The organism is Actinomadura terrae, from assembly GCF_022751215.1.
Lineage (GTDB): Bacteria > Actinomycetota > Actinomycetes > Streptosporangiales > Streptosporangiaceae > Spirillospora > Spirillospora terrae.
In genome coordinates, this window is record NZ_JAICDG010000003.1 from 535343 (window position 1) to 560964 (window position 25622).

At 74.8% G+C, this 25622-nt stretch carries 22 protein-coding genes; 13 read left to right on the forward strand and 9 right to left on the reverse strand.

Going from position 1 to position 25622, the window contains the following annotated elements:
• Positions 1-163 precede the first annotated feature (163 nt).
• Positions 164-2560 carry an endopeptidase La gene (lon, locus tag K2F47_RS22305; protein WP_242906769.1) on the forward strand — a complete coding sequence of 799 codons (2397 nt, stop codon included), beginning with the start codon at positions 164-166 and terminating at the stop codon, positions 2558-2560.
• A 68-nt stretch (positions 2561-2628) separates the two neighbouring features.
• Here the strand turns inward: lon and K2F47_RS22310 are convergent, their stop codons facing one another.
• The gene (locus K2F47_RS22310; protein ID WP_242906771.1) at positions 2629-4134 is read right to left on the reverse strand and encodes a nitroreductase family deazaflavin-dependent oxidoreductase; all 1506 of its coding nucleotides are present in this window, start codon (positions 4132-4134) and stop codon (positions 2629-2631) included.
• Positions 4135-4389: 255 nt separating this feature from the next.
• On the opposite strand from K2F47_RS22310, the gene K2F47_RS22315 reads away from it, so the two are divergent.
• The 4 genes from K2F47_RS22315 to K2F47_RS22330 all read left to right on the forward strand — a co-directional run bounded on the left by K2F47_RS22315 (position 4390) and on the right by K2F47_RS22330 (position 8575).
• Entirely contained in the window at positions 4390-5568 is a 1179-nt protein-coding gene (locus tag K2F47_RS22315; protein ID WP_242906773.1) for a Gfo/Idh/MocA family protein, read from the forward strand.
• Between the two features lie 135 nt (positions 5569-5703).
• A complete protein-coding gene (locus K2F47_RS22320) occupies positions 5704-6690 on the forward strand; it encodes a sugar ABC transporter substrate-binding protein (protein ID WP_242906775.1) in 987 nt (328 codons plus the stop codon).
• Positions 6687-7736, forward strand: a complete 1050-nt coding sequence (locus tag K2F47_RS22325) for an ABC transporter permease (RefSeq protein ID WP_242906777.1) — start codon at positions 6687-6689, stop codon at positions 7734-7736. Before K2F47_RS22320 ends, K2F47_RS22325 begins: the two co-directional genes overlap by 4 nt.
• On the forward strand, positions 7733-8575 hold the full coding sequence (locus tag K2F47_RS22330; protein ID WP_242906779.1) for an ATP-binding cassette domain-containing protein: 843 nt from the start codon (positions 7733-7735) through the stop codon (positions 8573-8575). The genes K2F47_RS22325 and K2F47_RS22330 overlap by 4 nt, the downstream gene beginning before the upstream one ends.
• A 3-nt stretch (positions 8576-8578) precedes the next feature.
• Here K2F47_RS22330 and K2F47_RS22335 read toward each other — a convergent pair whose 3' ends face one another.
• On the reverse strand, positions 8579-9145 hold the full coding sequence (locus K2F47_RS22335) for a TetR family transcriptional regulator (protein ID WP_242906781.1): 567 nt from the start codon (positions 9143-9145) through the stop codon (positions 8579-8581).
• A 48-nt stretch (positions 9146-9193) separates the two neighbouring features.
• Here K2F47_RS22335 and K2F47_RS22340 point away from each other — a divergent pair, with 48 nt between their 5' ends.
• Positions 9194-9847: a molybdopterin-dependent oxidoreductase gene (locus tag K2F47_RS22340; protein WP_242906782.1), complete on the forward strand. Its 654-nt coding sequence runs from the start codon at positions 9194-9196 to the stop codon at positions 9845-9847.
• A 217-nt stretch (positions 9848-10064) separates the two neighbouring features.
• On the opposite strand, the gene K2F47_RS22345 is transcribed toward K2F47_RS22340, so the two are convergent.
• Entirely contained in the window at positions 10065-10502 is a 438-nt protein-coding gene (locus K2F47_RS22345) for a cytidine/deoxycytidylate deaminase family protein (protein ID WP_242906783.1), read from the reverse strand.
• Positions 10495-11181 carry a RibD family protein gene (locus K2F47_RS22350; protein ID WP_242906784.1) on the reverse strand — a complete coding sequence of 229 codons (687 nt, stop codon included), beginning with the start codon at positions 11179-11181 and terminating at the stop codon, positions 10495-10497. Before K2F47_RS22350 ends, K2F47_RS22345 begins: the two co-directional genes overlap by 8 nt.
• 136 nt (positions 11182-11317) lie before the next feature.
• Here K2F47_RS22350 and K2F47_RS22355 point away from each other — a divergent pair, with 136 nt between their 5' ends.
• Both K2F47_RS22355 and K2F47_RS22360 read left to right on the forward strand, forming a co-directional pair.
• The gene (locus K2F47_RS22355) at positions 11318-12451 is read left to right on the forward strand and encodes an exonuclease SbcCD subunit D (RefSeq protein WP_242906785.1); all 1134 of its coding nucleotides are present in this window, start codon (positions 11318-11320) and stop codon (positions 12449-12451) included.
• A complete protein-coding gene (locus tag K2F47_RS22360; RefSeq protein WP_242906787.1) occupies positions 12448-15495 on the forward strand; it encodes an AAA family ATPase in 3048 nt (1015 codons plus the stop codon). The genes K2F47_RS22355 and K2F47_RS22360 overlap by 4 nt, the downstream gene beginning before the upstream one ends.
• 92 nt (positions 15496-15587) lie before the next feature.
• Here K2F47_RS22360 and K2F47_RS22365 read toward each other — a convergent pair whose 3' ends face one another.
• The gene (locus K2F47_RS22365; RefSeq protein ID WP_242906788.1) at positions 15588-16040 is read right to left on the reverse strand and encodes a MarR family winged helix-turn-helix transcriptional regulator; all 453 of its coding nucleotides are present in this window, start codon (positions 16038-16040) and stop codon (positions 15588-15590) included.
• Positions 16041-16142: 102 nt separating this feature from the next.
• Here K2F47_RS22365 and K2F47_RS22370 point away from each other — a divergent pair, with 102 nt between their 5' ends.
• The 3 genes from K2F47_RS22370 to K2F47_RS22380 all read left to right on the forward strand — a co-directional run bounded on the left by K2F47_RS22370 (position 16143) and on the right by K2F47_RS22380 (position 21236).
• The gene (locus K2F47_RS22370; protein WP_242906790.1) at positions 16143-17150 is read left to right on the forward strand and encodes an SMP-30/gluconolactonase/LRE family protein; all 1008 of its coding nucleotides are present in this window, start codon (positions 16143-16145) and stop codon (positions 17148-17150) included.
• A 295-nt stretch (positions 17151-17445) separates the two neighbouring features.
• Positions 17446-19758, forward strand: a complete 2313-nt coding sequence (locus tag K2F47_RS22375; protein ID WP_242906792.1) for a glycosyltransferase family 2 protein — start codon at positions 17446-17448, stop codon at positions 19756-19758.
• Positions 19755-21236 (forward strand): glycosyltransferase family 2 protein, encoded by a 1482-nt coding sequence (locus K2F47_RS22380; RefSeq protein ID WP_242906794.1) that lies wholly within the window; start codon positions 19755-19757, stop codon positions 21234-21236. The genes K2F47_RS22375 and K2F47_RS22380 overlap by 4 nt, the downstream gene beginning before the upstream one ends.
• On the opposite strand, the gene K2F47_RS22385 is transcribed toward K2F47_RS22380, so the two are convergent.
• The 4 genes from K2F47_RS22385 to K2F47_RS22400 are packed head-to-tail and all read right to left on the reverse strand — an operon-like array spanning position 21233 to position 24009.
• The gene (locus K2F47_RS22385; protein WP_242906796.1) at positions 21233-21553 is read right to left on the reverse strand and encodes a GroES family chaperonin; all 321 of its coding nucleotides are present in this window, start codon (positions 21551-21553) and stop codon (positions 21233-21235) included. The genes K2F47_RS22380 and K2F47_RS22385 overlap by 4 nt on opposite strands.
• Before the next feature lie 10 nt (positions 21554-21563).
• Positions 21564-22475: an NAD-dependent epimerase/dehydratase family protein gene (locus K2F47_RS22390; protein ID WP_242906798.1), complete on the reverse strand. Its 912-nt coding sequence runs from the start codon at positions 22473-22475 to the stop codon at positions 21564-21566.
• Between the two features lie 47 nt (positions 22476-22522).
• Positions 22523-23293, reverse strand: coding sequence for an SDR family NAD(P)-dependent oxidoreductase (locus tag K2F47_RS22395; RefSeq protein WP_242906800.1), 771 nt, complete (start codon positions 23291-23293; stop codon positions 22523-22525).
• 41 nt (positions 23294-23334) lie between these two features.
• Positions 23335-24009, reverse strand: a complete 675-nt coding sequence (locus K2F47_RS22400) for a helix-turn-helix transcriptional regulator (protein WP_242906802.1) — start codon at positions 24007-24009, stop codon at positions 23335-23337.
• A gap of 94 nt (positions 24010-24103) precedes the next feature.
• Here K2F47_RS22400 and K2F47_RS22405 point away from each other — a divergent pair, with 94 nt between their 5' ends.
• Both K2F47_RS22405 and K2F47_RS22410 read left to right on the forward strand, forming a co-directional pair.
• Positions 24104-24970, forward strand: coding sequence for an oxidoreductase (locus K2F47_RS22405; RefSeq protein ID WP_242906804.1), 867 nt, complete (start codon positions 24104-24106; stop codon positions 24968-24970).
• 84 nt (positions 24971-25054) lie between these two features.
• The gene (locus tag K2F47_RS22410; protein WP_242906805.1) at positions 25055-25612 is read left to right on the forward strand and encodes a PadR family transcriptional regulator; all 558 of its coding nucleotides are present in this window, start codon (positions 25055-25057) and stop codon (positions 25610-25612) included.
• Positions 25613-25622: the final 10 nt, after the last annotated feature.

Consider the following 25622-nt stretch of genomic DNA (forward strand, 5'->3'; position numbering starts at 1 on the left):
ATAGCCCTCGCCCTATGAGCCGCGTACGAGCCGCCGCCGCGGGGGTCGATCACGTGATCGCTGAGAGCGAACGTTGTTGAGGAAACAAACTGCTGCTCCGTTTTCTTGAGTGTGTATGACTCAACTTGCTGTTGGGTCCTCAGACACGGACTTGGAGCTGAGCATGAGCGAGACCCTGACGCTGCCGGTGCTGCCCCTGGACGACGGGGCCGTTCTGCCGGGCATGGTGGTGCCCCTGGACCTGTCCGAGAGCGGCGAGGTGCGGGCGGCCATCGAGGCGGCGCGCGCCGTGGCCCAGGCCAAGGGGCCGGGGACCAGGTCGGCGGGCAAGCCGCGGGTGCTGCTGGTGCCGCGGCTGAACGGGCAGTACGCCGGCGTCGGCACGCTGGGCGTGATCGAGCAGGAGGGGCGGCTGCCCGGCGGCGAGCCGGGCGCGGTCGTCCGGGGCGTCTCGCGGGTGCGGATCGGGACCGGGACGACCGGGCCCGGGGCCGCGCTGTGGGTCGAGGGCACCGTGATCGAGACGCCGCCCGCCGGCGGCCGCGCCGAGGAGCTGGCCAAGGAGTACAAGGGCCTGGTCAGCGCGATCCTCCAGAAGCGCGGCGCCTGGCAGGTCGTGGACGTCGTACAGCAGATCGACGACCCGTCCGCGCTGGCGGACAACGCCGGGTACGCGCCCTACCTGTCGGCCGAGCAGAAGGTCGAGGTGCTGGAGACGCCCGACGTGGTCGAGCGGCTGACGCTGGTCATCGGCTGGGCGCGCGACCACCTCGCGGAGCTGGACGTGGCGGAGACGATCCGCAAGGACGTCCAGGAGGGCATGGAGAAGACGCAGCGGGAGTTCCTGCTGCGCCAGCAGCAGGAGGCCATCCGCAAGGAGCTGGCCGAGCTGAACGGCGACCCGGCCGACGAGGAGGACGACTACCGGGCCCGGATCGAGGCCGCCGACCTCCCCGAGAAGGTGCGCGAGGCCGCGCTCAAGGAGGTCGACAAGCTGGAGCGCTCCTCGGACGCCTCGCCCGAGGGCGGCTGGATCCGCACGTGGCTCGACACCGTCCTCGACATCCCGTGGAACGAGCGGACCGAGGACGCCTACGACATCGCGGGCGCCCGGGAGATCCTGGACGCCGACCACGCGGGCCTGGACGACGTCAAGGAGCGCATCGTCGAGTACCTGGCCGTCCGCAAGCGGCGGGCCGACCGCGGGCTCGGCGTCGTCGGGGGGCGCCGGAGCGGCGCGGTGCTCGCGCTGACCGGTCCTCCCGGGGTCGGCAAGACCTCGCTGGGCGAGTCGGTCGCGCGGGCGATGGGGCGCGAGTTCGTGCGGGTCGCGCTGGGCGGCGTCCGGGACGAGGCGGAGATCCGCGGTCACCGGCGCACCTACGTCGGCGCCCTGCCGGGACGGATCGTCCGGGCCATCCGCGAGGCGGGCTCGATGAACCCGGTCGTCCTGCTGGACGAGGTCGACAAGGTCGGCGCGGACTACCGGGGCGACCCGACCGCGGCGCTGCTGGAGGTCCTGGACCCCGAGCAGAACCACACGTTCCGCGACCACTACCTGGAGGTCGAGCTCGACCTCAGCGACGTGCTGTTCCTCGCCACCGCGAACGTGGTCGAGGCGATCCCCGGGCCGCTGCTGGACCGGATGGAGCTGGTCCAGCTCGACGGCTACACCGAGGACGAGAAGGTGACGATCGCCCGCGACCACCTGCTGCCGCGCCAGCTCGACAAGGCGGGGCTTGAGGCGTCCGAGGTCGCGTTCGGCGACGACGCGCTGCGGCTGCTGGCGGCCGAGTACACCCGCGAGGCGGGCGTGCGGTCGCTGGACCGCTCGATCGCGCGGGTGCTGCGCAAGGTCGCCGCGAACGTGGCGCTGGAGAAGGCGGAGCTGCCGGTCTCGATCGGCGCGGCCGACCTGAAGGACTACCTTGGCCGGCCCCGGTTCACCCCGGAGGTCGAGCTGAGCAGGTCCGAGCGCCGGACGGGCGTGCCGGGCGTCGCGACGGGCCTCGCGGTCACCGGCGCGGGCGGCGACGTCCTGTACATCGAGGCGTCGCTGGCCGACCGGGAGACCGGCGACACCGGCGTGACGCTCACCGGCCAGCTCGGCGACGTCATGAAGGAGTCGGCCCGGATCGCGCTCAGCTACCTGCGCTCGCGCGGCGCGGAGCTGGAGCTGCCGGTCGGGGACCTGAAGGACCGCGGCGTGCACGTCCACGTGCCCGCCGGCGCGATCCCGAAGGACGGCCCGAGCGCGGGTATCACGATGACCGCGGCGCTGGCGTCGCTGCTGTCGGGCCGGCCCGTCCGCTCGGACGTGGCGATGACCGGCGAGGTGTCGCTGACCGGGCGGGTGCTGCCGATCGGCGGGCTGAAGCAGAAGCTGCTGGCGGCCTCCCGGCTCGGGATCACGACCGCGATCGTGCCCAAGCGCAACGAGCCGGACCTGGAGGACGTGCCGGCCGAGGTGCTGGAGAACCTGACGGTGTTCGCCGTCAGCGACGTCCGCGAGGTGCTGGACCTGGCGCTCGAACCGGCCACCACCCCGGTCGCCGTCTGACCGGGGGACCAACTGCGGGGGCATGCGGGACGCCCGCGCCGGAGTCGCTCCGGCGCGGGCGCCCCGCCTCACGCGGGGGTGAGGCGGAAGACCCTCAGCTCGCGGCGCGCGCGTTCGGCGTAGCGGTCGTAGACCGGCCAGACGTCGAGCAGGCGCGGCCAGACCTCGGCGCGCTCGGCGGCGTCCAGGAGCCGCGCCGTGACCGGGACGGCGCGGCCCCGGAAGACGACCTCGGCCTCGGGGTGCTTCAGCAGGTTCCCCGTCCAGGCGGGGTGCTTCTCGCGTCCGAAGTTGGATCCGACGACCAGCCACGTGCCGTCCCGGTCGGGCAGGCAGGCGAGCGGGGTGCGGCGCCGGAGGCCGCTGACGGCGCCGGTCGTGGTCAGCACGAGGCTCGGGAGGAGCGCCTGGCTCAGCAGCAGGCGCCCGCCGGTGAGGCGGTGGAGCGCGCGGTCCAGGGGCGGGACGACGCGCGGCCCGGCCTTGGCGAACCACGCCGAGCCCGCGACGCGCTGGACGGGCGGGCCGAGCGTCCGCTGGACGAGCGTCGGCCGCGTCCGGCCCGCGGCGAGCCGTCCGGCCCGGCGCGGGTTCAGGTGGCCGCTGTCGGCCAGCCACCGCACGCTGTCGGCGATCGTCTCCTTGGCGGGGCGGAGCGTGAGGCCGAGCGCGTCCAGGATCGGCCGGTCGTCGGTCGGGACGAGCGTGACCATGTACTCGGCGGCGTCGCGGGTCAGCGGGTAACCGTGCGGCCGCACGCGCGCGGCGGCGTCCAGCGCCGTGCCGAGCCCCAGCAGGGGCCCGCTCGGGACGCGGACCCGCCGGCTCCGCACGCCGGTCGCCGCGTCGCACAGGTCGGCGAGCTCCGGCCAGGTCAGGTAGTGCCCGCCGAGCACCCACCGGTGCGCGCCAAGCCCCGCCGTGGCGGCGCGGGCGAGCGCCTCGCCGAGGTCGCGGACGTCCAGGATCGGCACGCCGCCGCCCGGCAGCGGCCAGACCTTCCCGAGCCCGGCGGCCAGGCCCTCCATCATCGCGCCGAGGACGGGCTGGCCGGGTCCGCACACGCCGCCCGGGTAGACGATCGCGACCGGGGCGCCCGCGTCCTGGAGGCCGCGCACGTACCGCTCGGCGGCCAGCTTGGACCGGCCGTAGGCGGTGCGGGGGCGCGCGAGCGGCGCGTCAGCGGTGACGATCGGCGCGGCCGGCGGGACGAACACGCCCACCGTTGAGACGTACACCGCCCGAATACGCTGCGCGACCGCGCCGCCCACCACGTTTCGGGCACCGGCCGCGTTCGCCTCGGGCCGCGCCCCGGGCGGACCGGTCACGCCGATCGCGGCGGCGGCGTGGACGACCGCGTCGCAGCCGCGCAGCGCGGCGGTCACGGCGGCCCCGTCCAGCATGTCGCCGGTGGCCATCTCAACGTCGCTGACCTGCACTCCTATCGCCCTGAGCGTGCTGCCCGCCCGGTCCGGATCGCGGACCAGCGCGCGCGGGTGATGCCCGGCCGCGAGCAGCGCGCGGACGGTGTGGGAACCGACGAACCCGGAGGCGCCGGTGACGAGGACCCGCATACGAAGCAAACCCGTGCTTGGTTGGAGGACGTGACGGACGGTAGGGGTGACCGGTTCAAGCCTAGGGTCTATTTTGAGAGTGCCTCAGCCGACGCGCGAGCGCGTCACCCGCTCCCGGGCGAGGCGATGCCGCAGGTGAGCCTCATCCGGGTCGATCGCGAAGCGGTGCCGTGCTCGCCCCCAGGACCGGCGACGGCGTGCGCCGCGCAGGCCCGCCCCTCGTCCGGCCCCGGGACGACACAGCCGGGATCGAGAATGACGCAGACCACGACCACTGGACCGACCGCCGGTCTCACCATCGGACTGGCCGGCGCGGGCCGCATCGGCTCCCGCCACGCCGCCGCGCTGTGCGGGCTGCCCGAGGTGGGCACGCTCGTCGTCGCCGACGCGGACCCCTCCCGCGCCCGCCTGCTGGCGGACCGCCTGGCGCGCGCCCCCAGGGACGCCGTCGTGGACGTCCTCGCCGCCGCGGACGCCGCGTGCGCGCAGGACGTCGGTTCCGCGCGGGTCGCGAGCGGCGAGGTCCGCGTCGTGCCGGTGGACGGGGTCCGCGAGCTGTTCTCCGCAGGGCTCGACGGCGTGGTCGTCGCGGCGGCGACCGACGCGCACGCCGACCTGGTGGCGGCCGCTCTGGCCGGTCGAATACCCGTGTTCTGCGAGAAGCCCCTTGCGCCCGACCTCGATGGAACGTTCCAGATCGTGGCGGCGGCGGACGCGGCGCGGGTCCCGGTGCAGGTCGGGTTCCAGCGCCGCTTCGACGCGGGCAACGCGGCGGCGCGGGAGGCGCTCACGTCCGGGCGGCTCGGCTGGCTGCACACGGTGCGCTCGTGCAGCTTCGACCCGGCGCCGCCGCCCGCCGCCTACGTCCCGGCGTCCGGCGGGCTGTTCCGCGACTGCGCCATCCACGACCTCGACCTCATCCGGTTCGTGACGGGCCGGGAGGTCGTGCGGGTGACGGCGTCCGGCGCCAACCGGGGCGACGCGTTCTTCCGCGAGTGCGGCGACGTCGACACGGGATCGGCGATGCTCGTCCTGGACGACGGGACGCTCGGCCTCGTCTCGGCCACCCGGTACAACGCGGCGGGCTACGACGCCCGGCTGGAGCTGTTCGGCTCCAAGGACAGCATCGTCGCGGGACTGGACGAGCGGACCCCCGTCACCGCCCTCCCCGAACAGGGCGGGTGCGACCCCGAGCGCGGCGCGCCCGCCCCGGACGCCGTGCCGCGCGGCGCCTACTGCGGGTTCATCGAGCGGTTCGCCGACGCCTACGACGCGGAGCTGCGGGCCTTCATGGACGTGGTCACCGGCCGCCACGGCAACCCGTGCCCGCCCGAGGAGGCCCTGGAGGCGTTCTACCTCGCCGAGGCGTGCGAGCTGTCGATGCGGGAGGGCCGGATCGTGGACACCCGCGAGGTGCGCGCGGCATGGCCGTGAGCGCGGCCGTCGTGAGCGGAGGGGCGACGTGAGCGCGGCGCCGGCGTGAGCGAAGGGCGGACGCGGCGTCGCCATCTGTGATCGACTCCTTCCGTTGGACCCAGCTCGTCCTTCGGGGAGAACGGAGACCGACAGATGAGAGGCGTGTGCGCGCGCGGGCCGGCGACGAGACTCGCGGTACTGGCGGCCGTGAGCCTGCTGGCACTCGGCGCCTGTAGCAGCTCGGGCGGGAAGAAGGCGGAGAAGCGGGCGGCCGAGCGGCACCGGCTGAGGATCGCCATGGTGACCCACTCGGGCCCGGGCGACACGTTCTGGGACATCGTCCAGAAGGGAGCGAAGGCCGCCGCCGCCAAGGACGACGTCGAGTTCCTGTACTCGGCCGACGCCGACGGCGGCAAGCAGGCCGAGCTCGTGCGGGCCGCGCTCGACCAGAAGGTGGACGGCGTCATCGTCACGCTCGCCAAGCCCGACGCGCTGAAGGACGTGCTCGGCCGGGCGGCCGCCGCGAAGATCCCGGTCGTGTCGATCAACTCGGGCGCGGGCGACTCGGCGCGGCTCGGCGCGGTCGCACACTTCGGCCAGGACGAGTCGGTCGCGGGCGAGGCCGCCGGGCGGGAGCTCGCGCGGATCGGCTCGAAGAAGGCGCTGTGCGTCGTCCACGAGCAGGGCAACATCGGTCTGGAGGACCGCTGCGCCGGCGCCCGCAAGACCTTCGGCGGCGACCTGCGGAACCTGTACGTCAACGGTACGAACATGCCGGAGGTCAGGTCGTCGGTCACCGCCAAGCTCCAGGCCGACAAGGGCATCGACGGCGTCCTCACGCTCGGCGCGCCGTTCGCAGCGACCGCCGTCGACGCCGTGAAGAGCGTCGGCAGCAAGGCCAGGGTCGGGACGTTCGACCTGAACCGGGAGCTGATCGACGCGATCCGGGCCGGCGACATCGGGTTCGCCGTCGATCAGCAGCCCTACCTCCAGGGCTACAGCGCCGTGGACGCGCTGTGGCTGCTGAAGACCAACGGCGACGTGCTCGGCGGCGGGCGCCCGGTGCTGACCGGGCCCGCGATCGTGACCAGGGACAACGCCGCCGCGCTGGAGGCGTTCGCGCGCCGGGGCACCCGGTGACGCGGGACGTCGCGCAACCGCCGCCACCGGTCGACGAGCGGGTGGCCCGGCGGTCGCCGCTGTGGGGCCTGCTGGCCCGCCCCGAACTCGGCGCGCTCCTCGGCGCCGTCGCCGTGTTCGTGTTCTTCTCCGTCGTCGCGGACGCGTTCCTCCAGGCCACGTCGTTCTCGACCGTCCTGTACGCGGCCTCGACGTTCGGGATCATGGCAGTGGGCGTGTCGCTGCTGATGATCGGCGGTGAGTTCGACCTGTCCGCCGGGGTCATGGTGACGACCTCGGCGCTGGTCGCGGCGCTCACCGCCTACCAGCTCACGTTGAACGTGTGGGCGGGCGTGGCGATCTCGCTGGTGGTGACGCTCGCGCTCGGCATGGTGAACGGGCTGCTCTACGTCAACACGCGGCTGCCGAGCTTCATCATCACGCTCGCGACGTTCTTCATGCTCGCGGGCCTGAACCTCGGCGTGACGAAGGCGGTCACCGGGAACGTCGCGTCCGACTCCGTCCGGGACATGGACGGCTTCGACAGCGCCCGCGCCGTGTTCGCCTCCGACGTCGGCATCGGGAGCGTGGAGGTCAACGTCACCGTGTTCTGGTGGCTCGGGCTCGTCGCGGTCGCGACCTGGATCCTGCTGCGCACCCGGACCGGCAACTGGATCTTCGCGGTGGGCGGCGACGCGGCCAGCGCCCGCGCGGTCGGCGTCCCGGTGGCCCGCACCAAGATCGGGCTGTTCATGGGCGTCGCGCTGTGCGCCTGGATCTCCGGGATGCACCTGGTGTTCGCGTTCGCGACCGTCCAGTCCGGCGAGGGCGTCGGGAACGAGTTCTTCTACATCATCTGCGCGGTCATCGGCGGCTGCCTGCTGACCGGCGGATACGGTTCGGCGATCGGCGCCGCCATCGGCGCGTTCATCTTCGGGATGACGAACAAGGGCATCGTGTACGCCGAGTGGAACCCCGACTGGTTCAAGTTCTTCCTCGGCGCGATGCTGCTCATCGCCACCGTGGTCAACCTGATCGTGCGACGCAGGGTGGAGCGCTCGGCATGACCGACACCGGAACACCGCCGCTGGTCAGGCTGACCGGCGTCGGCAAGAGCTACGGAACCGTGATCGCGCTGCGCGACGTCGACCTGGAGGCGGACGCGGGCGAGGTGACCTGCGTCCTCGGCGACAACGGCGCGGGCAAGTCCACGCTCATCAAGATCATCGCGGGGCTGCACCGGCACGACGCCGGAACCTACGAGGTGGCGGGGGAGCGGGTCGCGTTCGGCTCGCCGCGCGACGCCCTCGACCGGGGCATCGCGACCGTCTACCAGGACCTCGCGGTCGTCCCGCTGATGCCGGTCTGGCGCAACTTCTTCCTCGGCTCCGAGCGGCGCAAGGGCATCGGCCGCCTCGACACCGGGTTCATGCGCGAGACGGCCCGCGCCGAACTCGCCGCGATGGGCATCGACCTGCGCGACGTCGACCAGCTGATCGGCACCCTGTCGGGCGGCGAGCGGCAGTGCGTGGCGATCGCCCGCGCCGTGTACTTCGGCGCGAGGGCCCTCGTGCTGGACGAGCCGACGGCGGCGCTCGGCGTCAAGCAGGCCGGGGTCGTGCTGCGCTACATCATCCAGGCGCGGGAGCGGGGCCTCGCGGTCATCTTCATCACCCACAACCCGCACCACGCCTACCCGGTCGGCGACCGCTTCCTGATCCTGAACCGCGGCCGGAGCGCCGGATACCACGCCAAGGACGAGATCACCCGCGAGGAGCTGACCGCGCTCATGGCGGGCGGCGCCGAGCTGGAGCAGCTCGCCCACGAGCTGGACGCGGCGGGCTCGGCGGCCGCCGCGCGGCGGCTCACCGAGGAGGCCGAGCACCTGGGCCTCACCGAGGGCTGAGCCTCACCGGCGGCTGAGCAGGACGGCCGCCTCGGCGACGCGGTCCTCGGTACCCGGCGCGATCGTGCCGCCGCCCAGCAGGTGGCGGCGCACGATCGCGTAGGGCAGGTCGATCACGGCCACGGCCGCGCGCTCCTCCTCGACGCCGAGGCGGCCCGCGAGGTCGCGGACGGCCGCGCCGACGCGGCGGTCGGTCTCGCCCAACCGCGCGCGGTCCCGCTCGGGCCAGCCGTCCTCGTCGAGGGCGGACCTGCCGTGCAGCAGGACGCGGGCCTCCGCGGGATGCGCGCGGCTCCACGCCACCACGTGCCGCGCCGCCTCCCCGGCCGCCCGCTCCGGCGGCTCGCCGCGCAGCGCGTCGAGGAAGCCCGCCTGGAACCGCTCGACCGTCCGCAGCCACAGCGCGGCGCGCAGCGCGGGCAGCCCCTCGAAGCGGTGGTACACCGAGCCGCTCGGCGCGCCCGCCGCGCGGGCCACGGCCGCGACCGTCACCCGGCCCGGGCCGTCCGCCGCCAGCTCGACGGCCACGTCCAGCAGGCGTCCGACGTCGTGCCGCGGTGGTCGCCCCATGGGCTAGAGGGTAGGGTATTGGAGAGCAGTCTCTAAAAAGGAGGACCGTTGGACGCCCTGCCTCCCGGCCAGACGGCCGCGCCCCTGGCCCCGTTCGGGCTGCCCGCGTTCGCGGCCCGCCGTCCGCGCGTCCCGGACCTGCCGGTGGTGACGGTGACCGGGGCCGTCCGGCGCCCGGCGCAGCTCCCGGCGGCGGAGCTGACCGGGCTCGGGCGGGCGGAGACGCGCGCCGGCCTGCACTGCGTCACCACGTGGAGCGCACTCGGCCTGCGCTGGGAGGGCGTCCCGTTCGCCGCCGTCCACGCCCACCTCACCGCCCACGTGGAACCGGCCCGCGCCGCGCGCTGGGTCACCTTCACCGGCCTGGACGGCTACCGCGCCACCCTGCTCCTGGCCGACGCGCTCGCCCCCGGCGTCCTGCTCGCGGACGCCCTGGACGGCGCGCCGCTCACCCCCGACCACGGCGCCCCGCTCCGCCTCGTCGCCCCGGCCCACTACGGCTACAAGAGCGTGAAGCACGTCTGCGCCATCGAGTACCGGTCCGGCTACGATCCGGGCTCGGCAGGCTGGAAGGCGCACCCACGCGGCCGCGTCGCCCTGGAGGAACGCAGCCGCTACCTCCCCGGCCGCCTCTACCGCCCCCTATGGCGAGCCCTGTTGCCCCGAGCCCGCACCACCTACGACGCCCTGCGCACCCGATGAATCCGGGACCAGCCGGTGTGAAGCACGTGCGTGCAGCCGTGGCGGGCGCTCTCGCCCTGATCCTGCGCCGCCCACGCCGACCTGCGCGCTCGATGGTCCCTGAGCGGAGCCCTCCGGTTCGGCAGGTGCGAGTCGCTGTGGCGGGCGCTCTTGCCTTGGGTCTGCGCCGGCTACGCCGACTCACGCACTCGATGATCCTGGGGCGGAGCGCTCCGGTTCAGCTGGTGTGGAGGAGGTGGGTGTTGGGTTGGCGGGCGAGGTCGGCGAGTTCCGGGAGTTCGACGATCTCGATGCCCGCGGCGGTGAGGGTCTCCGCGCCCGTGCCCTCGGCGAACAGGGACGGCTCCCGCCACGCGAAGACGACGCGCGCCGCGCCGGACGCGACGATCAGTTCGGCGCACGGGCGGTCGCGGGACGCGCGGTGGCCGCACGGTTCGAGCGAGCTGTAGACGGTCGCGCCGCCCAGGTCGCCGGTCACCCGGGCGAGGGCGGCCTCCTCAGCGTGGTCGTGCGGGTCGTCCTCGCGGGAGAAGCCGCGGGCGATCTCGCGGCCGTGGGCGTCCACGATCACGGCGCCGACCGAGAACGCCGTCCCGGACGGGGGGCACCGCCGGGCCAGCTCGCAGGCCAGCCGCAGCCAGCGCGCGTCATCCACGCGCGGTCCCGGTAAGGAAGCGCAGCAGCGCGAGGTTGCCGATGCGGGTGATCTCCTCCAGCCGCATCGGGCGGTCCGGCGCCTGCGGGAACACGCCCGAGCCGACGAACCGCGGCGCGGACGGGTCGCCGATGAAGAACGGCGCGACGACGAGTTGCAGCTCGTCCACGACACCGGCGGTCAGGAACAGCGTGTGGACGCCGCCGCCGCCCTCGACCATCAGCCGCCGGACGCCCCGCGCCGCGAGGTCGCGCAGCACCGTGCTCAGCGTGAGCGGGTCGCCCGCGTCGATCACCTCGGCGCGGCCGTCCAGCCGCGCCGCGAGCCCGCCGGCCGTGCCCGTGGGCGCGTACACGAGCTTCGGCGCCTCGCCCGTGGTGAAGAAGCGCGCGCCCGGGTCGAGGTCGCCGCTCCAGGTCAGCGTGACCTTCGTGAGGTCGGCGGGCAGCCCGCGCGCGACCCGCTGCTCCCGGCGGGCGGGGGAGCGGATCAGCAGCCGGGGGTCGTCGGCGCGCACCGTCCCGGCGCCGACGAGGATCGCGTCGCAGCCCGCGCGCACGGAGTCGACCCGGTCGAAGTCGGCGGGGCTGGACAGCCGGAGCCGCTCGGGCGTCGCGTCGTCGATGTAGCCGTCGACCGACATCGCGCAGCTCACCAGCACGTAGGGGCGATCACTCACGCCCCAAGACTAGAGGCTTCCGGCGGTCTCCCAGGGCACATGGCTCCCGGTGCGGGTGTGGCTCTTGTACGGGATTGAAGGAACGCGGCGTTTCTGCGCGGGATGTGTCGTAGGGGGTGCCTATGGTTGCTGCGACATGAGAATCCTGCACACCTCCGACTGGCATCTCGGCAGATCGTTCCACCGCGAGGACCTGCTGGCCGCCCAGGCGGCGTTCGCCGACCATCTGGTCGAGACCGTCCGGGCGGAGCGGGTGGGCTGCGTGCTGATCTCCGGCGACGTCTACGACCGCGCGCTGCCCGCGGTCGACGCCGTCCGCCTGTTCGACGACACGCTCGGACGGCTGAAGGACCTCACCCGCGTCGTGCTCATCGCGGGCAACCACGACTCCGCGCGGCGGCTCGGGTTCGGCTCGGCGCTGATGGACGCGTCCGGGGTACACGTCCGCACCGACTTCACGCGGGTGGGGGAGCCGGTCGTCGTCGGCGACGCGGCCGTCTACGGCATCCCCTACCTGGAGCCCGAGCTGGTCCGGCACGAGTGGGAGCTCGACGAGCGCAGCCACGCGGCGACGCTGGCGGAGGCGATGCGCCGCGTCCGTGCCGACATCGCGCGGCGCGGTCCTGGCCTGCGCTCGGTCGTGCTGGCGCACGCGTTCGTGACCGGCGGGGAAGCCAGCGAGAGCGAGCGCGACATCTCCGTCGGCGGCTCGTCCCATGTGCCCGCGGCGGTGTTCGACGGCGTCGACTACGCCGCGCTCGGCCACCTGCACGGCCGCTGGTCCGTCACCGACCGCGTCCGGTACTCGGGCTCGCCGCTCGCCTACTCCTTCTCCGAGGACCGGCACGTCAAGGGGTTCTGGCTGGTCGACCTGCGCGAGGACGGCGTCACCGCCGAGTTCGCGGAGGCCCCAGTCCCGCGCCGGATCTCCCGCATCCGCGGCCGCATCGACGACCTCCTCACCGATGCCGCGTTCGACAAGTACGAGGACCGCTGGCTCCAGGTCACGCTGACCGACCCGCGCCGTCCTTCGGCGGCGATGGAGCGGTTGCGCCGCCGGTTCCCGCACGCGCTCGTCCTCGGCTACGAGCCCGAGGGCGGCGGGACGGACGGCGCCCGCACCTGGTCCGAGCGCGTCGCCGAGCGGTCCGAACTGGACATCGCGGGCGACTTCGTCGCCGAGATGACCGACGGCCCGGCGAGCACCGCCGAGCGCGCCCTGCTGGACGAGGCGTTCGAGCACTTCCGCCGCAAGGAGGCACTCGCTTGAGGCTGCACCGCCTGGAGGTCACCGCGTTCGGCCCGTTCTCCTCGACGGAGGAGATCGACTTCGACGCGCTGTCCGACGCGGGACTGTTCCTCATCCAGGGCCGGACGGGCGCGGGCAAGACCAGCGTGCTCGACGCCGTGTGCTTCGCCCTCTACGGGCAGGTGCCCGGCGCGCGCGGCGTCGTCAAGGGGCTGCGCAGCGACCACGCCCCGCCCGGGGCCGCGCCGCAGGTCGTCCTGGAGACGACCGTGCGGGGCAGGCGGCTGCGGCTCACCCGGTCCCCGGCGTGGGAGCGGCCCAAGCTGCGCGGGTCCGGCACCACCGCCCAGAACGCCAGGGTCGTCCTGGAGGAGTTCGAGCACGGCGGGTGGATCGGCCTGACCACGCGGCTGGACGAGGCGGGCGACCTCGTCTCCCGCCTCCTCGGCATGAACGCCACGCAGTTCTGCCAGGTCGCGATGCTCCCGCAGGGCGAGTTCGCCGGGTTCCTGCGCGCCGGGGCCGACAAGCGCCGCGAGGTGCTCGAACGGCTCTTCGCGACCGAGGTGTTCACCCACGTCGAGAAGTGGCTGGCCGAGCGCCGCGCCGCCACCGGCCGGGAGGCCGCCGAGCTGGCCGCGCGCGCCGTCTCGATCGCCGACCGCATCGCCGAAACGACCGGCTCGCCCCTGCCACACGCCGCCGCGGCGCAGGCCGGGCCCGCCGTCCCGCAGAGGCGGGCGGCCGTGCCCGCGCCGCGCCGGGGTGAGGAGGCGGCCGCCGAGGTCGAGGGGCTGCCCGCGTGGGCGGCGGAGCTGGCCGGCGGGAACGCCGACGTGCGCGCCGTGGTCGAGGAACTTCGGGCGGGCGCCGCCGGGGAGGTGGAGGCCGCGCGCGCCGCGCTGCGGGCGGCGGAGGACCTCGCCGAACGGCGCGGCCGCCACGAGAACGCACTGGCGCGCCGGGCCGCCTTCGCCGAGCGCGCGGAGGAGCGGTCGCGGGTCGCCTCGCGGCTCGACGCGGCGGCCCGGGCTGAGCGGGTCGTCCCGCTTGTGCGGGCGGTCGCCGACCGGCACGACCGGGCCCGGCAGGCCCGCCGCTGGGCCGACGAGACCCGCGCCCGCGTCGGCGCGCTGCTGCCGCCGAACGCTTCGCTGGACGTCCTCGCCAAGGCCGAGCGGGAGCGCCGCGACGATGCCGCGGCGCTGGAGGGCAAACGCGGCACGGCGGTCCGGCTGCGGCAGATCCGGGACGAGCGTCGCGGACTGGCGGACGAGCTGCGGCGGCTGGAGCCCGAGGAGGCGCGCGTCTCCGCGACCCTCGCCGAGCTGCCCGGCCGCGTCGAGACGCGCCGCGCCGAGCTGAAGGCGGCCGGCGCGGTCGCCGCGACGCGTCCCGGCGCCCTGGCCGCCGCCGACGCCGTGCGGCACAGGCTCGACGCCGCGCAGCGCCGCGACCAGGTCGAGCACCTGCTCGCCGAGGCCGAGGCGGCGCGGCAGGAGGCGGTCGACGCCGCCCAGGACGCCCGGCAGCGCGCCCAGGACCTCCAGCAGGCGCGGCTGGAGGGCATGGCGGCCGTCCTCGCCGAGGAGCTGGAGGACGGCGTGCCCTGCCGGGTCTGCGGCTCGCCCGACCACCCCGCGCCCGGTACCTCGCTCGCGCCGATCCCGACGCAGGAGCAGGTCGCCGAGGCGCAGGCCGAGTTCGAGCGGGCGCAGGACGTCCGCGAGCGGGCCACCGCTGAGGTGCAGGCGCGGCGCGCCGAGCGCGACGGGCTGCTGGAGATCGTCGGCGAGCTGACCGCCGAGGCGCTCGGCGCCGAGCTGGCGGACGCCGAACTGGCGCTGGCGGAGGCGGACACGGCGCTCGCCGAGGCCGAGCGGCTGGAGGCGGCCGTGCACGGGGACGAGCAGGAGCTCGACCGCGTCCGCGACGCCCAGCAGGACCTGAGCCAGGCGCTCACCAGGAACCGCACCCGCGAGGGCGAGCTGGCCGCCGAGGAGGCGCGGCTGGCCGCCGAGCTGGACGCGGCGCGCGACGCAGACGGCAGCCTGGAGGAGCGCATCGCCCGGCTCGGCCGCGAGGCGGACGCGCTCACCGAGGCGGTCGAGGCGCTCCGCGCGGCCGACCTCGCCGCCGGGGAGCTGGCCGCCGCCCGCGCCGCCGCGAAGGCCGCCGCCGAGGACGAGGGCTTCGCCACCCCCGACGAGGTCCTCGCCGCCGCGATGCCCGACGAGGACCAGGCGCGGCTGCGCGACCGGCTCCGCCGGTTCGAGGACGAGGAGGCCGCCGTCCGCGACCTGCTCGACGACCCGGCGCTGCGGTCGGCCGCCGCCGCGCCCGCACCCGACCTGCCCGCGCTGGAGGCCGCGCTCGCCGCGGCCGAGGCCGCGCACACGGGCGCCGCGTCCGCCGCCGACCGCGCCCGGCATCGCCGCGACCGCCTCGCCGAGCTGCGCCGCGAGCTGGACGCCGCCGTCCGCGCCTGGCGTCCCGCCGCCGAACGCCACGAGGTCGCCGAACGCCTCGCCGGGCTCGCCTCCGGCAAGTCCGCCGCGAACCGGCGGCAGATGTCGCTGTCGGCGTATGTGCTGGCCGCGCGGCTGGAACAGGTCGTCGCCGCCGCGAACGAGCGGCTCGCCCGCATGTCCGGCGCCCGCTACGCCCTCGTCCACACCACCGAGAAGGCGGCGGGCGACCGGAACCGCGGCGCGGGCGGCCTCGGGCTGCGCGTCGCCGACGCCTGGACGGGCCTGGAACGCGACCCGGTCACGCTGTCGGGCGGCGAGTCGTTCATCACCTCGTTGTCGCTGGCGCTCGGCCTCGCCGACGTCGTCACCGCCGAGGCGGGCGGCACCGAGATCGGCACGCTGTTCGTCGACGAGGGCTTCGGCACCCTCGACGAGGAGACGCTCGACGAGGTCATGGACGTCCTGGACGGCCTGCGCGACGGCGGCCGCGCGGTCGGCATCGTCAGCCACGTCGCCGAACTGCGCGCCCGCATCCCGGCCCAGCTCCGCGTCACCAAGAACCGCACCGGCTCCTCCGCCAAGGTCGTCGTCTGACCCTGATCGCGAAGCGATTCCGCGCCCGCACAAGGTCGGTCGGTTTGCGAGCCGCCGGGGAGCACGCTGGGCCGAGATCGCGAAGAATTCTGTCAGCCGCTGCGGGCCGGGCGGGCTGCTTCCAGGAAGGTGACGCAGCGGCCGAGCAGTTCGATCAGCGTTTCGCGTTCGGCGTCGGTGAACTTGGCGGCGAGGCCGCGTTCGATCCGGATGGCGCGGGCGTCCGCGTCGGCCATGGCCGCCTCGCCCTCGGCGGTGAGGCGGGTCTCCAGGATGTTGCGGTGCCACTCGTGCGGGGTCCGCTCGATGAGACCGCGCTCCCGCAGGTTCTTCAGGACGGTGTTCATCGTCGGCGGGGTGACGGCGCACGCCCTGGCCAGCGCCGCCGCCGACATCCCGGGGTGGTCCGCGAGGTGCAGAAGGGCGGCGTACTGCGGCACCGTGAGCCCGCTCGGCTTCACCGCGGCCTGCTTGGCTCCGTTGAGCGCCTGCTCGGCGCGTTTGAGGTAGGAGCCGATCCGCTCCGGGACGGGCATTGAGGTCATCTCCGCATGGTATCGAGCCTTCGAACGGTCGAAGGTTGACGAGCATTAGAACTCTAACTATCGTTCGTATGCGTTCTTATGAATCAGTACGAACGGAGAAGCATGAACCGCTTTGCCCGTGCTACCGCCGCCGCGTTCGCGGTGGCCGTCCTGCCCGCGTCCGTCTCCCTTGCCGCTCCGTCGGGGGCTGCTCCGGCGGCCGCCGTCGCGCCCGTTTCGTCCCGGATTCATGTGTCCACGGCGTTCGCGTTGCCGGGGAACCGCGTGTATCCGGAGGGCATCACGATCGATCACCGCACCGGTGACTTCTACGTCGCGTCCTACGAGGACGGCAGCGTCTACAGGCTGACGCGCGGCAGGCGGGTGGCCGAGGTGTTCCTGCCCGCCGGCGCGGACGGCCGCCGCACCGCCAACGGCGTCCGGGCCGACCGGGCCGGACGGCTGTGGGTGTGCGACTCCTCGTCCGGTGTCTCGGTGTACGACATCGGGACCCGCAGGTTGCTGGCCCGGTTCGTCGTGCCGGGGACGGCTGCCAAGTTCGTCAACGACGTGGCCGTCGCCCCCAACGGCGACGCCTACGTCACCGACAGCGCGCGTTCGGTCGTCTACCGGGTGACGCCCCGCGACGTCGCGCGAGGCGGCCGCGCCGACCTCAGGGCCCGCTTCGACCTCGGCGACGCCGTCGAGGAGCACGCGGCGGGGGAGCTCACGCTGAACGGCATCGTCGCCGACCCGTCCGGGCGGTACCTGCTCACCGTCGACATGACCGGCGGCGACCTGTACCGGCTCGACGTCGCCTCGGGCGCGGTCCGCAAGGTGGCGCTGGAGGGCGGCGACCTGCGCCACGCCGACGGTCTGGAGCTCCAGGGCGGACGCCTCTGGGCGGTCCACAACCTCGACAACGCCATCTCGCGCTGGCGGGTCGGGAACGACGGCGCCGCCGCCCGCCGGGAGCGCCGCGAGGCGAGCCCGGCGCTGGAGCTGCCGACGACGGTGGCGCGCAGCCACGGCACGCTGTACGTCGTCCGGTCGCAGTTCGACAAGGGCGGCCCGCTCGGCGCGGGCGTGCCGCGCATCCCGTTCAGCGTCGCGGCCGTCCGGGGGCTGTGAGGAGATGACGTGTCCCGCCAGGTCACAGGCCTGGCGGGACACGTCGAGCCTCCATAGTCACCCAAACCGGGACGTCCCGCCACAGCACGCGATGGATCTTTGCTGGGCCTTGATCAACGGATTTATCGGGCATGCCGGGACGGACATGAGAATGAGTCGCGAGGGACGCGCCCGCGCGTGCGTCCAGGCGGCGAAATCTCGGGGAATCGCGTTGACGACGGCGGTGGGACACAGGGCCGATGGGCCGCGTACCGCCCCGGGAGCGCGACCCCTTCGCGACGGCGTGGTCGTCGTCATGCCCGCCTACCGCGAGGCGGAGAACCTCGCGGCGACCGTCGAGGACTTCCTGGTGACGCTGGAGGCCGCCGGCCACGACCACTGCGTCGTGGTCGTCGACGACGGCAGCCCCGACGCCACCGGCGAGATTCTGGACGGCCTGGTCGTGCGGTACGCGGGTCGGGTCATCGGCGTCCGCCACCGCGCCAACCGGGGGTACGGCGCGGCGGTCCGCACCGGCATCGCGGCCGCGCTGGAGTGGACCGACCTGCGGCTGCTGCTGCTCACCGACTCCGACGGCCAGTTCGCGGCGGCGGACCTGCCCGTGCTGCTGCGGTTCAGGAGCGAGGAGCGGGCCGACGCCGTGACGGGGTTCCGCCGCCACCGCGCCGACTCCTCCGCGCGCTGCCTCAGCGGGCGGCTGTGGACGCTCCTCAGCAGAATCCTGCTGGGCATCCGCAGCCGGGACGTCGACTGCGCCTACAAGCTGCTGGACCGGCGGGTCGTCGAGGGGCTCGGGCTGGTGGGCGAGGCCGCCGCGATCGACCCGGAGATCCTCGCCAAGATCAGGCGGCGGGACGCCCGGGTCGTCGAGCATCCGGTGGACCACCGCCCCCGCGCGCACGGCCGGCCGACCGGGGCGTCGCCGTGGGTCGTCGCGCGGTCGCTGCTGAGCCTCGTCCACGTGTACCGGATCCTGGTCCGCGACGGCTACGCGTGGCGGTGGGCGCGGTGGATGCTGCACCCGAGGGACCGCGTGCTCGCGGGGGTGACGGCGGCGGCGGTGGCGCTGTCGGCCGCCGCGCTCGCGCATCACCTCCGGCACGGCACCGTGCTCGCCTACAACGACGCCGTCTCGCACCTGCTCATCGCCCGCCGCGTGGTGGACAGCCCGACGGCGGGCGCGGCGCAGCTCGGCGGCGTGTGGCTGCCGCTGCCGCACCTGCTGGCGCTGCCGTTCGTCTGGCACGACGGCCTGTTCCACTCCGGCCTCGGCGGCACCGTGGTCTCGATGGCGGCCTACGCGGCGACGGTCCGGTACGTGTACCTGATCGCGGTCGGCGCGGCGGCCGGGGCGGTGTCCGGCGGGCCGGTGTCCGGCGGGGCGCACGCGGGCCCGGCGCGCGGACGCGCGGCCGGGCGGGGCCGGGCGGCGGGCCTCGCGGCGGCCGGGCTGTTCGCGCTCAACACCAACGTGCTCTACCTCCAGAGCACGCCGATGACCGAGCTGCTCCTGTTCGCCTGCGTCGCCGCCGCCGTCCACCACCTCCAGGCGTGGTGCCGCACCGGACGGCACGCGCGGCTCGCGCTGGCGGCGGGCGCGACGCTGCTCGCCACACTGACCCGCTACGAGGGCTGGCTGCTCGCGGCCGCCGGAACGCTGGTGGTGGGATACGTCGCCGTACGCCGCTGGAAGTCCTACGCACGGGCGGAGGCGCACCTGGCCTTCTTCGCGCTCCTGGCGTTCAGCGGGATCGCCGCGTGGGCGGTGTGGGGCCATGTGATCTTCGGCGACGCGCTGTGCTGGTACTCCGGCGACTACGCCAAGCCGTCGCTGTGGGTGACGGCGGGCGACGCCAACGTCGGCGCGCCGCTCACCGCCGCGCGGACCTACGGGCTCGCCGTCGTCCACAACCTCGGCTATCCGACGCTGCTCGCCGCGGCGGCCGGGCTGGCCGGCTACCTGTGGCGCGGGCGGCTGCGCCCGGCGGCGGTGGCGCCGCTCGTCCTGCTGGTCTTCGCGCCGTTCTTCGTCTACGCCCTCGACACGGGACAGCGGCCGCTGTACGTCCCGGAGGTCCAGGGCGCGTTCTACAACGTCCGGTTCGGCCTGGTGATGGCGCTGGCCGCCGCCGTCTTCGCCGGCTACCTCGTGTCGCTGGTGCCCGATTTCCACGGCTGCTGGCCGCGGGTGGGGGCGGCGGCCGGTGTCGTCGCCACCGTCCTCGCGGTCCCCGGGACCGCGACGCTCGCCGAACCCGAGCGGTGGCAGGGGGGCCCGCACCGCCGGGGGGTCATCGCGGCCGCGACCTGGCTGCGCGCCCACTACGACGGCGGCACCCTCCTGATGGAGAACTACGGGAACGAGGAGGTCGCGTTCCGGGCGCGCATCCCGATCGGACGCGTCGTCTACGAGGGCAGCTTCCGGCTGTGGGAACGCGCGCTCACCGACCCGGCCGGGAGCCGCGTCCGCTGGATCTACGCGCGGACGCTCCGCGGAGCGCCGGACCGCACCTGGCAGGCGCTGCGCGACAACCCCCGGCTGACCGGCTACGCCCTCCTCTACCGGGACGCGACCCAGCGCGTCTACCGGCTGGCGAGGGCGCGATGACGCTCGCCGGCGCCGACCCGGGGGACACGGCCGTCCTGGACGCGCCGCCGTGGGGCCCGGTGGCGCCCATGGACGAGGAGCTGAGCGCGCGCCGCACGCTCAGCCGCGGGCAGGCGGTCGTGGCGGTTGCGCTGCCGTCGCTGGTCGCGGCGGCGATGGCCGCGCACGCGCTGGCCGGGGTGGGGCCGCCGCCGGTCCGGTGGGCGCAGGCGGCGGTCTGGGCGGTCACCGCCGCCTACCTGCTGTCGCTGGTGTTCCGGACCGTGATGGTCGCGACCGCGTGGACCGCGCCGATGATCAGGTTCGGCGAGGACGAGCTGTACGCCGTCCCCGACGAGGACCTGCCGTCCTACACCGTCCTCGTGCCGCTCTACCGGGAGGCGGCGGTGCTGCCGTGCCTGCTCGACCGGCTCGCGAGCCTGGACTACCCCGCCGACCGGCTCCAGATCCTCCTGCTCGTCGAGGAGGACGACGCCGAGACCCGCGGCGCGCTGCCCGACCTCGACGCGCCGTTCGAGGTCGTGCTGATCCCGCCGGCCCCGCCCCGGACGAAGCCGAAGGCGTGCGACATCGGACTGGCGCGGGCGCGCGGCGAGCTCGTCGTGATCTACGACGCCGAGGACCGGCCCGACCGCGACCAGCTCCGCAAGGCGGCGCTGGCGTTCGCGTCGCTGCCCGACCGGACGGTGTGCGTGCAGGCCGAACTCCAGTACTGGAACCCCTGGACGAACTGGCTGACCCGCTGCTTCGCCGCCGAGTACGCCACGACCTTCGGCCTGTGGCTGCGCGGCCTGGACCGGCACCGGCTCGCGATCCCGCTCGGCGGCACGTCCAACCACTTCCGGGGGGACGCGCTCGCGGCGCTCGGCGGCTGGGACCCCTACAACGTCACCGAGGACGCCGACCTCGGCATCCGCATCGCGCGCCGGGGCTGGGAGGTGCGGATGATGGACTCGGTCACCGAGGAGGAGGCCAACAGCCGCCTCGGCAACTGGATCCGGCAGCGCAGCCGGTGGATCAAGGGGTACATCCAGACGTGGCTCGTCCACACCCGGCACCCGCTGCTGCTGTGGCGGCAGCTCGGCACCCGGCGGACGATCGCCTTCCACCTCACGATGGGGTTCCCGACGCTCACCACGCTCGCGAACCCGTTCTTCTGGGCGCTGACGGCGCTCTACCTGTGCACCGGCACACGGCACGTCCAGGCCGTCTTCCCGCCGCCGGTCCTGTACGGCGGCGTCGTCACGATGGTCGCCGGGAACCTGCTGATGGTCTACTGCGCGATGGCCGGATGCCTGGAGCGCGGCCTGTTCCGCGCCGTGCGGGTCATGGTCACGATCCCGCTGTACTGGGGGCTGATGAGCGTCGCCGCGTACAAGGCGGTGTTCCAGCTCGTCCGGCCGGGCCGGCGGCACTTCTGGGAGCTCACCGACCACGGCCTGGTGGAGAGCGAGGCGGACCCGGGGGCGCCCGCCTAGAGGTAGAGGCCGGTGCCGTGCTCGGGGCGCTCGCTGGCGATCGCGTGCAGGTCGCGCTCCCGCATGACCAGGTAGTTCTCGCCCTGGATCTCGACCTCGTACTGCTCGCCCGGGTGGAACAGGACGCGGTCGCCGGTCTTGACGATCCGCACGTGGTGGCCGACCCCGCAGACCTCGCCCCACACCAGGCGGTTCGCCTGCTCGACCGTCGCGGGGATCACGATCCCGCCGGTGCTGCGGCGCTCGCCGCTGTCCTTCTCCATCTTGATCATGACTCGGTCGTGCAGCATCTGGACTTCGAACTTCGGTTCGGACACGCCGGGGAGTTTAGCCGTCCGCGCGGGTCAGGGCGTCCCACGCGGAGCCGATGATCTCCGGCAGGGACGAGCGGACCGGCCGCCAGCCGAGGTCGGCGCGGATCGCGGCGGCATCGCACAGCAGCAGCGGCGGCTCCGGCTGCGGCGGGCGCCGCAGCGTCGGCACGGCCCGTCCGGTGGCCTCCTCGACGGCGGCGACCACGTCGCGGACGGCCGCGCCCGTGCCGCTGCCGACGTTGTAGACGCGCTCCTCACCCGGGCCGACGGTCTCCAGCGCGCGAACGTGGGCGGCGGCGAGATCGTCCACGTGCAGGTACTCGCGGACGGTGCCGCCGTCGCCGTTGACCTCCAGCCGGGGCGCCCGCCCGGTGGCGACCGCGAGGGCCTTCGGGATCAGCCGGGTCTCGTCGGGGTCGGGACGGCCGTCCACCGAGCCCGCGACGTTGAACGTCCGCAGCACGACGGCGCCGATCGCGCCCGTCCGCGCGTGGAAGCGGACGGCCTGCTCGGCGGCCAGCTTGGACGCCCCGTACGGGCTGGTCGGCGCGGTGCCCTCGGTCTCGGGGATCGGCTGCCGTTCGGGCGTCCCGTAGACGGCGGCGGTCGATCCGTAGACGACGCGCGCCGCGTCCACCGCCTGCAGCAGGTTCACGGTGCCCTGCACGTTGACGGCGAAGAAGCCGAGCGGGTCGGCGAACGACTCGCGGACGCGGGTCAGCGCCGCGAGGTGGCACACCCCGTCGTAGGGGCCGCGCGGCAGGCCGCCGGGGTCGAGCAGGTCGCCGGGGACCGGGCGGACCCCCTTGGGCAGGACGGCGTCGGTGCGCCGCACGAGGCCGTCCACCTTGTGTCCGGCGGCGACGAGCCGCCGCCCGACCGCGTATCCGACATATCCCGCCGCACCCGTCACCAGAATCCGCATGCCCCCAGCATCCCGGACGGCCGCGCGGTGCCGCCGGGCGGTCGGGTTCAGGTCCGCCGCCGCCGTCCCCGGGTGGAGGACACGCGCGCGGTCAGCTCGCGGGGCAGCAGCCGGCTCGCGCCGACGAGCGCCTTGTAGCGCAGGCTCGGGACGCTGACCCGCGCGCCGCGCCGCAGGTCGCGCAGCGCCGCGTCGACGACGGCGGCGTCGTCCAGCCACATGTACCCGGGGATGTCGGTCACGTCCATCCGGGCGCGCTCGTGGAACTCGGTGCGCACGAACCCCGGGCACAGCGCCATGACGTGGACCCGGCCGCGCGACCGTCCCGCCATGTCGGCGGCGACGCCCTCGCTGAAGTGCACCACCCACGCCTTGGACGCCCCGTAGGTGCTCCGCACCCCGAACGCGGCGACGGACGCGACGTTGACGACGCCGCCGCGCCCCCGGTCGAGCATGCCGGGCACCGCCGCGTGGGTGAGGCGCAGGACGGCCTCGCAGTGCACCCGCAGCATGGCCAGCTCCGCGTCCAGCGGCACGTCGGGGAACACGTTCCCGTGCCCGAACCCGGCGTTGTTGACGAGCAGGTCGACGCCGTCGCGGACGCGCTCCTGCGCGGCGGCCAGCCCTTGCCCGGTGGACAGGTCGGCGGGCAGCGCCTCGGTGTCCACCTGGTACCGCTCGCCGAGGTCGGCGGCGGCCCGTTCGAGGCGCCCGGCGTCGCGGGCGAGCAGGACCAGGTCGAACCCGTCGGCGGCGAGGCGGCGCGCGAACGCGGCGCCGAGCCCGGCGGTCGCTCCCGTGATGAAGGCGGTCGGCATGCCCCGAGCCTACGGCCCCGGGCCCGCGGCGCCGGCGGGGATCAGCCGAGCAGGCCGAGGTCCCGCGCGCGAAGACCGGCCTGGAAGCGGGAGTCGGCGTCGAGCAGGACGAGGATCTCGGCGACGCGGCGCCGGTAGGTGCGCAGCGACAGGCCGAGCCGGCGCGCGGCGGCCTCGTCCTTCAGGCCGCCCGCGAGCAGGCGCAGGATCGTGCGGCTCTGCTCGCCCAGCGCGGGCGGGCGCGAGCGGCGGTGGTCGGCGAGCGCGGCGGCCGTCTCCCAGGCCGCCTCGAACAGCGCGAGCACGCCGTCCACCACGCCCGGCGACCGGACGACGGTGTACTCGCGCACCCCCGCCACCGGCGGCCCGGCGAGGATCGCGACCCGCCGGTCGACGACGATCGTCTCGCGCGGCAGCGGCGCCGCGCAGATCCGGATCTCGGGGCCGCGCGCGGCCAGCTCCAGCAGCTTCCGCTCGGACTCCTCGTCCGCGAGCGCCGCCGGGGCGTAGAGCTTGCGGGCGCGCACGGCGGTCGGGGCGGGCGGCTCCCGCCGCCACCGCGCGACGATCTCCTCGTGGACGCCCGGCAGCGCCCAGGTGCACAGGTCGTGCGCCGCGCAGAGGAACTCCTCCCGCGCGGCGAACAGCCGTCCGGCGCGCGCGGCGAGCTCCGCCTCGCCGCGCAGGACGACGTTGCGGTCCAGATCGACGCTCATCGCGTCCAGTCTGCCACCGGGGTCAGGTCGCCGGAACTGGCAGCAAGTTGCCAGCCGTTCGCCGCCGCGCGGGCCCGGCGGCACAGTGGGGCGCATGACGAAGATCGTTGATGACCGGCACCTCGACCTGGGCGGCGACCTGCGGATCTCCCGGCTGGGCTTCGGCGCGATGCGGCTGCCCGCGTCCACTCTCGACGCGCCCGCCAACGACCGGGGGACGGCCCTCGCCGTCCTGCGCCGGGCGGTCGAGCTGGGCGCGAACCACATCGACACCGCCGCGTTCTACTACCGGCACGGGCTCGCCGCGAACGAGCTGATCCGCGAGGCGCTGGGCCCCTACCCGTCCGACCTGGTGATCGCGACGAAGGTCGGGCCGTACCGGGGCCCGGACGCCCCGACGCCCACCGGCCAGCTCCCCGCCTCGGGCCTGCGCGCGGAGGTGGAGCGCAACCTGCGCGAGCTGGGCCTCGACCGCCTCGACCTGGTGTACCTGCGTCCCGGCGGCATGGAGGCTCCGGCGGACGAGCCGATCGGCGAGCGCTTCGCCGTGCTGGCCGCGCTCCGCGAGGAGGGCCTCGTCCGGCACCTCGGGCTGAGCCACGTGAGCACGGCGCAGCTCGCGGAGGCGCGGGCGATCGCGCCGGTCGCCGCCGTCCAGAACCGGTTCGACGTGACGCGCCCCGACGACGCGGAGATGCTCGCGGTCTGCGAGCGGGAGGGCATCGCCTACGCGCCCTACTTTCCGCTCGGCGGCTTCGGCGTCCCCGACGACGCGCGGGTCCGGGCCGTCGCCGCGCGGCACGGCGCCACGGCGGCGCAGGTGCTGCTCGCCGGGCTGCTCGCGCTGTCCCCGGTCCTGCTGGCGATCCCCGGCACCGGCTCCCTCGCCCACCTGGAGGAGAACATGGCCGCCGCCGGGCTGCGCCTCACCGGGGACGACCTCGCCGAACTCCGCGGTTGACGCCGATCGGGCGGGGTGCGGGGCCGCGGGCCGTCCCGACGCTCTAGCCTGATCCCCGGACACGTCAGGGGGAACGGGGTAGGGATGTCGACGACGCGGCTGCTGGTCCTCGGCGGGGTTCGGCGGTTCGGGCGCGCGCACGGCTACGAGGTGCGGCGCGAGCTGATGTCATGGGGCTCGGACGAGTGGGCCCACGTGAACCCCGGTTCGATCTACCACGCGCTCAGGCAGCTCGCCAAGGAGGGGCTGCTGCGCGCCCACGACGTCGAGGAGAGCGACGCCGGGCCCCCGCACACCGACTACGAGATCACCGAGGAGGGCCGGGCGGAGTTCCTGCGGCTGCTGCGCTGCGCGATCGCCACCGTGGACGTCCGGCACCCGGAGATGCTCACCGCCGGGCTCGGGTTCCTGACCGAGCTGACCCGCGCCGAGGCCCTCCGCCTGCTCCGGGAGCGGCTGGAGGGCCTGGCGGCCTGGCGCGCGTCGATCGTCCCGCTGCTGGACGAGCAGGACCCCGCCGACCACCTGCGCGAGCTGCTCGGCTGGTGGGTCCACTCCGCCGAGTCCGCCACCACGTGGACGCAGGGCCTCATCGAACGCCTGGAGGCGGGCGCCTACCGGATGGCCGAGGACCCGCGCTGAGGCAAGGCGG